This window comes from Ferruginibacter sp., assembly GCF_014377975.1.
In the GTDB taxonomy this organism is placed as follows: domain Bacteria; phylum Bacteroidota; class Bacteroidia; order Chitinophagales; family Chitinophagaceae; genus Ferruginibacter.
On record NZ_JACMOO010000114.1, the window covers coordinates 1 to 11,717 of the forward strand.

The 11,717-nt window shown below is 37.7% G+C and carries 5 protein-coding genes; 1 reads left to right on the top strand and 4 read right to left on the bottom strand.

Annotated features, from left to right (window positions below):
• Window positions 1–1,035 precede the first annotated feature (1,035 nt).
• From H7254_RS06720 to H7254_RS06730, 3 genes are all read right to left on the bottom strand, one after another.
• Complete coding sequence (locus H7254_RS06720; RefSeq protein WP_301932239.1) at window positions 1,036–2,673, bottom strand: RagB/SusD family nutrient uptake outer membrane protein; 1,638 nt, start codon at window positions 2,671–2,673, stop codon at window positions 1,036–1,038.
• Between the two features lie 20 nt (window positions 2,674–2,693).
• On the bottom strand, window positions 2,694–5,801 hold the full coding sequence (locus H7254_RS06725; protein ID WP_301932240.1) for a SusC/RagA family TonB-linked outer membrane protein: 3,108 nt from the start codon (window positions 5,799–5,801) through the stop codon (window positions 2,694–2,696).
• 975 nt (window positions 5,802–6,776) lie between these two features.
• A complete protein-coding gene (locus tag H7254_RS06730; protein ID WP_301932241.1) occupies window positions 6,777–8,063 on the bottom strand; it encodes a thioredoxin fold domain-containing protein in 1,287 nt (428 codons plus the stop codon).
• 365 nt (window positions 8,064–8,428) lie between these two features.
• Between H7254_RS06730 and H7254_RS06735 the strand changes: the two genes are divergently transcribed.
• The gene (locus H7254_RS06735) at window positions 8,429–11,320 is read left to right on the top strand and encodes a T9SS type A sorting domain-containing protein (RefSeq protein WP_301932242.1); all 2,892 of its coding nucleotides are present in this window, start codon (window positions 8,429–8,431) and stop codon (window positions 11,318–11,320) included.
• A 271-nt stretch (window positions 11,321–11,591) separates the two neighbouring features.
• On the opposite strand, the gene H7254_RS21435 is transcribed toward H7254_RS06735, so the two are convergent.
• A partial coding sequence (locus H7254_RS21435) for a CBS domain-containing protein (RefSeq protein WP_367875420.1) occupies window positions 11,592–11,717 on the bottom strand: 126 nt, incomplete at its 5' end.

Below are 11,717 nucleotides of genomic sequence, written 5' to 3' on the forward strand. Positions count from 1 at the left end.
CAAAATAATTTCACGCTTCGGCAGCATTTTATTCGTACTCTCCTCCAGTGACATTTTTTAGACTAACCATAAAGCAGTATTTCAATTTGTAGTACACAGGGGATGTTCGTAAACCAGCAACTAGTTTTAGCTTTATAGTCCATGTATTTAAAAGTTTCAGTGAGACATAATTCCAACATAAAAAGACATTGCTGCTTATTACCGGCTGTTCGAAAGTTATCGCATTAAATTTGACAGGGTTTACCATAAAACACTTTTAAATATTGGCTTTTGAACAGCTGCTGCCAAAGTGTACAAAAGATAAAGTAGCCCGCCATCTCAATGACAACTAAAACATTAATTGACCCTTTTTTAAAAAACAGACATACAGTGTAACACCTAATTCTAAAATAATAAATTGGGTATCTATTTTTTAAACACAAATTTAAAAGATACGGATGAAGTGTTGGAATGAATGATCCATAACAAACCCATCAGAGAGATAGAATCAATCTTTTGAATATTGAAAACAGATATAGACCTACGATCGATTTATCATAAACATGGCACTGCAACAATGGCTCATCTGCATCCTGGAATATTGGCCTATTGGATTTTAAACATCATGTTATCAGCTAAAACAATCGGGCATACTGGAAAGAAGTAAAAGAAAAACATCCACACAAAACTGGTGCTGACAACAGCCAAAATAGCTTTGATAAAATTATATAAACTAAGCGATGCACCGAACCTACCGAAGACCTGAAAAAAATCCACAACGCCCTCAAACTACAAAAATCAAAACCCTTTAAGAAAATTAAATTTGTAGTACACAAACCGCCATTCAAAAAAACTGACACCCACGCTATTAGCCAATTTGTAGATTCTTAGCTGCAAGGTGGGTTAAATATCTGAGATAGTTGTAACTGCAATGTGGGTTAAAAATATCCTGAAAAATGAAAAGGAGTAAAATTGAAATTAATTCAACTTTACTCCTTTCATTTAATACCATAACAGGTGGTGATAAATATTATCAACAAACATCCAGTATGATTTTTAGTTTTTAATGGGTGCTGATCCTACAGATGCCGCATTAAAATCAAGTTCATTTTGTGGTACATCCCAATAATCAACATAATTATAATCTACCAGGCAAGGTACAATTATAGCAGAAGCATTACCAGTTAAACTACCCGGTACTAAAATATTAGCTTTCGCACGGCCGCCACCATTGGCTACTGAGGTGGTAACACCCCATCTGCGGGCATCGTAAAATGCAGTACCACGCAAGTAAAGCGCAACACGTCTTTCACTTCTAAATTCTTCTATTGCCTGCGCTTGTGTTAATCCGGTATTAGCAACATGGGCTATACCAGCTCCCTGCGCATCACGTACGGCATCTACTATAGCAAGTCCACCATCAATATCACTGCCGGTGCGAATTTTGCCTTCAGCAATCATCAGACTATTTTCTTCCCAGGTACCAGCAATACTAATGGCACCCATACTGTTGTCGGTACCATAAGTACCACCGTTTTCAATATCTACCACAAAGTACCTGCTTCCAAATTGGATACCCCTGTTGCGTATATTAACTACCGGACCGGTTGTAATTATATTATAGTTACCCGCTAACCTGTTATCATTTGGTTTAAACTCCTGAATTAACCGCTCAGATACCCATGCAAACCCGTTACCAGAAGCGTGAAATGCAAATGGATGATAAAAATTACCCGATAAATCATTAATGGCACCCGCAGCCATGCCAAAATAAAAGGAAAAATCACCTTTTACCATTCCTGCCGCAGTAAGGGCTGAAAGTGCAGTCCAGTCAGCAGTTGTCATTGTTGCAACTTTAGTATTGGCTAAAAAATTACGGGCTTTATAGGTGTTTATTTGTCTGATCCACATAGCCGGCGTAACGATATTATTGTTTAAATTAAAAACAGGCACAATTGCTTTAAACACTGCATCGTAATCTCCGTTTTCAGTCAGTGTTGCTAATATTGCAGCGGCTTTATCAAAATTGGCATTTGCCTCATTTATCATAGCTGTATGATCGGAAAACTTGCCATTGGTTACACCAGTGCCAGCTTCATTATTAATGATAGCACTTAAATACATTGATCCAAGACGTGAGTAAGCAAATCCTTTCCACCAATAACCCCAGGCTTTTAAAATGCCTTTTTTTGTAGCAGCATCACCTGAAAATTTTAAAGCGGGGTTATCCAATGCAAGCAATAATGTATTGGCCTGCACATTCATATAATTGCATACATTCCATTCGTATTGGGTAGAGTTAGATTCGCCTGCTTTACGGCTGTTATTTGATGCAAGTATATCTTTTTGGCTTAAACCTGTTGGGTTCGTCCATGTTTTATTATAGGGCGCAGGTAGTGTAATGGTAGATACGTTCGCAGCATACCGCAAACCCCAGTTTGCCCAGGGCGAAAAATCTTCATCACCCATATTACTGTGCATCATTAAAGCTATCTGCATAATATTAGTGTTTCCTTCGCCGGGAACATTGGCGATCCATTTAGCAAAAACACCCATCGCAAAAGATTCTATGCCCGCCTCGGAAGCCAGGGCCAATGGTGTAGGATTGTTTGGGTTAGAGAGCTGAAGTGTTGATTTTTTACAAGCTCCCAGCGTAGCCGCTACCGCAAGTATAATAAAAATATATTTTTTCATAATTAATTAAATTTATAAGATTAAAATCCGATGTTAACTCCAAACTGGTAACTCTTTAAATTAGGTACGCCGAAAAAGTCTACACCTTTCGAAACACCAATACCGTTTAATGTATTACCCTGACTATCCACTGCAGCTGTATTTTCCGGATCCAGTCCACTATATTTTGTTATGGTTAATAAATTTCTTCCCGAAGCGGTTACTGCTAATCTTTTTAACCATCTAATATGTAGTTTTTCTGTAAGGTCGTAAGTAATAGATACATCTCTTAAACGAACAAAAGATCCGTCTTCCACAAAGGTTGAAGTTGGTTTAACCAGGTTGTATAAACTCTGGTAGTAATTAACAAAAGCGCCTGTTTTTCCGTTGATGGTAATTTGCTTATCGAAATCTGCAGAAACACCTCCTGAACCGCCCGAACCACCAGCCGGAGAATATAACCATTGCCTGGTTTCGTTATAAATACTATTACCGTGTATCCAATCAAATTGAAAAGAGATGGTTAGTTTTTTAAACAGCGTAACATTATTAAACATAGAAGCTGTAAAATCAGGATAAGCATTACCCATAACAGAAAGATCGTTTGCTGCGGTCAATTTTACTGCATTTGTTCTGGTATCTACCACACTTCCGTTAACTAATGTATAAAACTGTTGATTGGCTGCAGTTATATAGGGGGTTTTACCATCTACCTGCAACTGGGTTACACTGTGCAAAGGTGTTTGTCCGTAAAATAAGCCTAAACTTTGTCCTTGCCTGAGTGCAAAATCACCGGAGATAATATCCAATCCATTGGATATTTTATCTATTTTACTGTGGGCAAAACCTACTCTTACACCAAGGTTCCAAATTATATCGGGAGAATTATATACACTTGCATCTAAAGAAAGATCCACCCCTTTTGATGAAATGGTAGTAAGATTGTCTACACGGTTACCAAAACCTGAAGATGCGGAAACATTCGCTTGCTGTATAATATCGCTGGATGTTCTTTTCCAGTAAGTACCGCTAAAGGTCGCTTTATGAAACCAGTTACCCGAAAATATATTAAAAGATACATCGGTGCCTGTTTCAAATTCTTTACTAACCTGTACCCGCAGGTTTGAGTTGCTGGCTACATTTGGAAGCGACAATGCAACACTGCTTCCCAATGGCATAACATCAAAAGTAACCTGGCGCTGGTATCTATCTGGCTGAATACCTGCTTCACCATAGGCTACCCTAAGTTTCCAATCTGTAATAAAAGTATTACCCATTAACTCTGAAGGACGGAAATAAACGGATGCTCTTGGAAAAGTAAATGGTTTTGAACCTGCACCAAACTCAGAAGAATAATCTGAACGGAAACCTGCCGAAATACCGAATAAATTGGCATAATCAATAGTTTGGTTAACTAATACACCAAAAGTAGTAAACGCATTGTTATTATCGCCTGCAGTTTTTATTGCGGCAACATTAATATTTGTGGGAGGATAGGTAGGTAACTGAACACCTTGTGCGTAATAGCTGGCAAATTTATCACTTCTCCAATCGTAAGAAATCTGGGTTACGGTTCGAATGGGAATTTTTGAATGAAAATCTTTTAGAAAATCAGTTTTTAAGTATACAGTAGACAAAGCATTTTTATACGTATCGGTTGAATTTGAATTTCTAATGCTGCCCTGTCTGTCGGTACCCCAATGTAAGGAGCTTTGTAAAGCAAAGGTTTGATTTTGATAAATATCAGCACCATTCCTGTTACTGTAATTCAAACCATATTTAAAATCTACTTCTACAAAACGATTGATCTTATAATTTAAGTTGAAATTTTGAACGATACTTAAAGACTGATTGGTGGTTGAATGCCACTCCTGCTCAGATAAAGAATTGTTTTGGTTAGATGCTGCAGAAGTTTTTATTGCTCTATGACCGGTTGAATCTCTCCAGTTTAAATCTACCCATGGATATGCATTTAAAACTGCGAACCTGTTACCATTTAACAAATTGTTATTGCCAACAATTGCCTGGGTAGAAGATCTGAAAGTGAATCCTTTAAACAACTGAAAACCAAGATTGGCAGAAATATTATTTCTGCTATATTTATTACTGAATACATCTTCCTGATCAATTCTCGACATGGTAAAAGCGTAATCAATACTATTACCTCCGCCTGTTAAACTGATAGAATGATTGGTAGTAAGTGCCTGACGAAAAGCCTGGTCTACATGATTAAAAGTAGGCAACCCATAAGTTTTATTATTTACTGTTGCGGGGCTGGTACCAGGGTCCGGAACTGCAGGATCCGCCCATGCTCCGGTTGCGTCCCGGGAAATAATATTTCCGGAAGAATTTAAAATATTACCGGCAACATCCGTAATGTAATGATGATTTTGTGCAAGAATATTGTTGCCTTGCAAAATATTATCAACACTTACTTTTGAACTGGCGTTGATATTTAATTTACTATTAATTGATCCTTTTTTGGTAAATACCTGAATAACTCCGTTTGCACCTTGTGCACCATATAAAGTACCGCCGGCAGCACCTTTAACTACTTCCACTCTTTCTACATTTGAAGGATCAAGGCTTGTAAGATCCAAAACCTGCACCCCATCTACCAATATTAGCGGATTGCTGTTTCCAAGACTGTTAATACCTCTTAAGATGATATTATATCCAGATCCAGGCGTTCCGCCATTTTGCTGAATTTGTGCACCAGCTATCTGGCCGGTAAGTGCCTGTTCAATAGAACCAGTAGCACTTTTTGCAAAATCTTTTGTATTTACAGAAGCTACATCGATGGCTACTCTTTTTTTACTGGTAGCAACGCCAACTCCCGTAATTACCACATCATTTAATAGTTTATTATCTACATTTAATTTAATTGCCATGTTTGAACCCGCTGCCATTTCATAGGTATCGTAACCAACAGCACTAATTATTAGTTTTGTACCTGGCTGTACTGATAAAGTAAAACTTCCGTCTGCGTTGGAAGTAGTTCCTTTTTTTGTAGATTTTATTAATACGGATGCACCAGCTAATGGTTGGTTTCTTTCGTCGACAACTTTGCCTTTTATACTAGTCTGCCCAAACACCGGACAAATAAACAAAAAAAGAATAGACAGGTAGAGGAGTGTTTTTACTCTCATAGTTAATATAGGTTTTTTAGTTAGTGATTAGTAATTCATCGAAATTTATGCAAGAAGAAATCATTTATTTGAAACTTTTTATAGATAGAGTATGTATATTTTGGAATATAATTTTTTAAAAATTGTATTATAAATACTATTATTTATTATCTCACAACGAACAGCTTTAAAAATACTTTTTAGTATTTTCCTTTTAGTTTATTATTTACCTGAACAATTAATTTTTAAATAGGTTTAAAAAATCGTTAAACTTTCAAAATATTATTAATTGATGATTTAATAACCTGGGACAGAGACATTATTTGAATTTGATTTATGTGTAACATTTCAGACAGATTTATTTTTTAGATAATATTATATCTCTAAAAAATATTTGTAAACATTTTACTCCAGATTGCAACTAATCCGATAATAAACAATGCGAAGCTTTACTTTTATTTTATTTGACTTCCGCAGGGGGAATTACAGCTTTTTTACGGGTAAATGGTTTGGGTCTGTATTTTAAGCGCTGTGTAAATTTGGTTTATCTGGTCTGTGGATTCACTGCTTTGGCAGATGATGATGATCATTGCTTATTCTTATGACATCACGCCAATTATTGTTGGTATTTTTTTGTTTAGTTGATGGCGGATGGTATTAATTACCTAATAAGCGAATAGTCCTGGGTGAAGATTTGTTATCAACGTCCTTCCTGGTCTGTGGGTTAACAAGGATTGTTATGAAAAAAGAGACGGTTTTATAAGTTAATGCAATATCAATAAAACTAAAACACAACGTTACATCTTTGCTTATAAAACTGCAACGTATTGGCTATGCGAATATTTGCTGCCAGGCATATTAAAAGCCTTTGTTTTGCGGAGGTATTCGTTTAAAAATTAAAATTGAGTAGCCCCGAATGGTACACAAGTCCATTAAAAAAGCCTCGCCATACAGTAATGCAGAGCAGGGCTTTTTATAAGAGTCGATCCATTGCTGTTACCAGGTAGGTACTCCTTTTTTTATCTTACCGATTACTTCTTGTTCCCAGATTGTATCATGGCCCTGTGCAATATCTGCTGTCATTGCCTTTTGTTCCCAGATAATCGCATTTTCTTTTTGGCCAAGTTTGTACAATAGGTTGGCATAGGTATCCATATAAGTTGCATTCTGTTTGGTTTCTTTTTCAAAAGATTTTTTACTCCATCCTGCCGCCGCTGTCAGTAGCTTTTTGTCGTTACAATTTTTAAAGATGGTCCATGCAAAGTCATTTAGTTCTGCATTGTTTATGTATTTGGAGCTGGCATATTGGTTTATCGCCGAAGCATAGGATTTCCAGTCTTTTTTATTTCTGAAAATGGAAGTTTTAAATCCTACCAGTACTTCATCTGCATATTCTGGATACTTTTTTGTTAATACCGCTGAGTAAGTTTCCCATTGTTTGGTATCAAATTTTTGAAATCCATAATCAATTTTCTCTGCTTCATCTCTGGAGATCAATCCACTCAAAGCACCATGCAATTCATGCCTGTCAACTACTGTTTCAAATTTTGCCGGGTTGCTCAACATCATTGAAAACCCCTCGTCACGACTGCTCATCGTAGTTTCGTAAATAAATCGGAGCGTTTCCTTATTTTCCAGATCGGGTTTGGTGGCCAAATAGGCACTCGCATATTTAGATGTTCCGGCCTGGTCAAATGCTCCCCGCGAAACCATAGCGAGATTTTTTAAAAACAGCGGCTCCCTGTTTCCTGCATCGTATTTTTTTACCTGGGTAAAATATTGCTTCCCGGGGTTCATTGCATTGGCTCCCTTGGCAATAAATTCATCAGCCTCACTGCTGCCAAGTTCCTGGTGTACCAGTTCGCCATCCGAATTAAAAAAAAGATAGGTTGGGTAAGCCCTGATGTTGTAAGCTTTTGCAATAAAAGAGGCATCGGCATATTGATTTTTAATTTCTTCTTCATCTTTCGTAGTTGAATCAATCTGGAACTTAGCGCTTATGAAATTATTATTGAAAAAGGTGCCTACCTCTTCCTTGGGGAAAATATTAGCACTCATGTACTTGCAGGGACCACACCAGGTGGTAAAGCAATCAACAAAAATATATTTATTCTCCTTTTTGGCTGTTTCAAGAATCAATTTCCATTTGCTGCCGTGTTCAAAGTGAATGCCTTTGTCCTGCGCATTAGCACCCGATATTATCATCAGCAATAAGGCAAAAAGAAAGCCCTTTTTTTGCGCAATCATTTTTAAAAAAAAGCATGTAAATTTTTTAGGATTCATTTTTTTAATTTTTAAATATTCGCAATGTAGATATATTTATTTAATCAGGTTTTAATTTAACACCCTGGTGATAAATACTAATAAAATGCAAAAATTGTTGTCAACGATATTTCTCTTCGCTACAACTTCCTACCAGGTATGTGTGTTTGCCAGGGATCTTGCTATGAAAAAAACCGTCCGAGATATGCGAGATCCAATTTTTTATTTTCTGTGTTGAAAAATAGGTTATATTTATATTCTTAGTTTGGATACTGTTCAACTTCTACGATACCCGAAACATTATCTCCAATAATTTCTGAATTTCCCTTTTGTTTGGTCTCGCTTGGCTGACAAATCTCGCTGTTTTACAAAACTAAATAACCAGTATGAAAAAAAAATTACTCACTTTACTATTTGTAGTTTGCCTGCTTGGTTTTGGATATGCTCAAACCGCAGAACTTGATCAATCGTTTGGAGAAAAAGGAATTGTACGAACTGATATGGGTTCTCCCATAAATTTTAGTTATGGAAGACAGCAGGTATTATACCAGACTGATGGCAGTTTCTATTTTATATTGGAAACTGCAGGTCAGGTTGTAATCAATAAGCGACATGCAGATGGATCGGTTGATATAAGTTATGGCAGAAACGGCGTTTCTGTTTCGCTGGTGATGACGGGTCCTCATGCGATACTACAGCCCGACGGAAGGATAGTAGTTGCAGGCAGTACCATAAATATTAATAGTGGATACATCGCCATTATTGGGCCTGAAACCTATGAAATAGCCCGCTTTAATACGGATGGTAGTTTAGACAATAGTTTTAATGAATCCGGCATTATTCTTTCCGCATTTAGCTTTGCAAATTTTGCGACCGGTGTGGCACTGCAGACTGATGGAAAAATAGTTGTTACAGGCAATGGTCTTGTAAGCAATGCCTCTAACCAGGTAATTCAGCTTGCCCGCTATAATTCAGACGGAAATCTGGATAGTAGTTTCGGTAATGGAGGTAGCGTGCAGTTTGGATTTCGCGTAAACTCCAATTGCGTAACCATTCAAAATAATGGACAAATTTTGGTAGGTGGATCAGTACTATTAAGATACAACACCGATGGAACACTTGATAATTTATTTAATGGCAACGGCAAGGAAGATATTGGCGGTATAAATGAAATTGCTGTTCAGGCAGATGGCAAAATAGTGCTGCGCCTTAATGGAGGTTTTTCTCTGGCACGCATCAATGCCAAAGGTGGTTTAGATAGTACTTTTAATAGTAATGGGAATGTGACAATTGATTTTGGAGGCACCAATGACCAGGCTAATTCACTTGCTATTCAAACAGACGGGAAAATTATATTGGCAGGCAAAACGTCTACCAGCGCTACCAGCAGCTTTGCTATTGCACGTTATCACCCAAATGGAAGCCTAGACAATTCCTTTTCCAGCGATGGGAAACAGGTAGTGGCAGTTGGTTCCTACAGTTATGTTAACTCGCTGATCATTCAAGCTGATGGAAAATTATTTGCCTTAGGAATTAATACTGAAGGTAGTAAAATTAGCATTGCAACAGCACGTTTTAATGCTGCAGATGGCAGTCTGGATCCTAACTACAATGCCACTGGGTTGCTGATTGACCACCTTAGCCAGGGATATACTTTTTATACAAGTGCAGCTGTTCAACCAGATGGAAAAATTTTGGCTGCCGGCTATTCATGGAATGGATTGAACGTTGATTTTGCCCTCACCCGCTATAATATCAATGGAAGTTTTGATAATTCTTTTTCTGGTGGTGGTAAACTGATGACTGATTTTGGAGGTGCCGACGACCGTGCAAAAGACATCGCTATTCAAACAGATGGAAAAATTATTCTTGCAGGTGTTTCGGGTGGAAAGTTTGCAATAGCCCGTTATAATACCAATGGCAGCATGGACATTACCTTTAATGGAAACGGCCTGCAAACAACTGCTTTCAGCAATGCTGATACAGTAACCGCCGTGGCTATCCAGAAGGATGGAAAAATTATTGTAGCCGGAACGGGTATTGCCCGTTACAACACAAACGGGGCTCTTGATATGAGTTTTGGTACGGGTGGGCGATTAAACACAACATTTTTTTGTGATGATTTCAAAATACAGGCGGACGGCAAAATATTGGCATTAGGCAAAAATACCTTTTCATCTGTAGCAAGATATAATACAGATGGTTCCCCCGATATTAGCTTTGCTTCAACCGGCATCCGTGTTTTGCAATATTATGGTGTAAATCCTGTACTTAATTTCAGGTCGCTCGTGCTTCAAAATAACGGAAAAATTATTGTCGGGGGGTATTATGAATTTGTTCAAAAACAAGGGACAGACTCAAGATTTGCTGTTACACGCATCAATGCTGATGGTACCGATGATAATACTTTTAATGGAGGACAACCCGTAGTGAGCAACCTGAATGGCGAATACGAAACTTCAGCTGCCATACAAAATGATGGCAAAATAGTGTTAGGAGGATACTATCAAAACGGGAACAATGAGGATTTCACCATTACGAGATACAATACGGACGGAAGCTTAGACAATACCTTTGGCGGCGGCAGCGTTGTTACCGCAGCAAGCAGAGCAAACGACAGAATAGCAAAATTGTTGATTTCGGGTAATAGTTTGTATGCAGCCGGCTTTGGCCAGTTTCCCGGAAATTTTGGAGTTGTGGCGAGGTACTTACTTGGCCCCACCGGTGGCCCGTTACCATTGGTGTTGACGGATTTTACTGCCTCACTGCAAAATAATAACAACGCGTTATTGCAATGGCAAACAGCAAGCGAACAAAATCTTTCTGGTTTTATAATTGAACGTAGCACCGCAACCAACGATTTCACCGCAATTGGTTATGTTGCAGCAAAGGGCAATACCAATTCAAAAACAAATTATATTGCCATTGACAAACAGCCTTTGCATGGGGTAAATTTTTACAGGTTGAAAATGACGGACAACAGTGGAAAATTTGTTTATAGTAAAATAGTTTCCGTAGATGTTAAGAATGAACTTTTTAGTATCAATCTGTCCCCTAATCCTGCAACAAATATATTGAATATTAAACTGAACGGATTGAATGAAAATGCTACTGTACAAATTATTGATGCAAACGGAATCAAGTTAAAGGAAACGCTGTTTGCTCCGGGCAATGGCGCTTCTGCTGCTGTTGACATTAATAATTTATCGCCCGGAATTTACAATGTAAGGCTGCAAACGATATCAAGAGTGGTAGTGTTAAAGTTTATTAAAGAGTAAACTTTTATAGCTCTTATTTATAATTCAAAAGCCCCGCTTTACCGGGGCTTTTGAATTATAAATAAAGATCATTTACCATGTAATCAGCTTCCCGATAAATCGCTTTTGTGGAAAAATGCCCCCAACTGTTTGTAAAAATAGAAGCATTAAATTTGAAAGCAAATCATATCGTTGGGCTGCACAAAAGTTTTGGGCAGCGTTAATTACCAAAACATGGTTTCCACGACGGACCGCCATGAAAAACAACTGCTGGTTAAATAAAAAATCAGCCTTACTGGGAAATATAATTGTGCAGGTACGAGATGGTTTCTTTTTGCGATTCGATGATGGCGGTTACCACATCGCCAATGGAAATGATGCCTATCACTTTTCCATTATCGGCTACGGGAAGATGGCG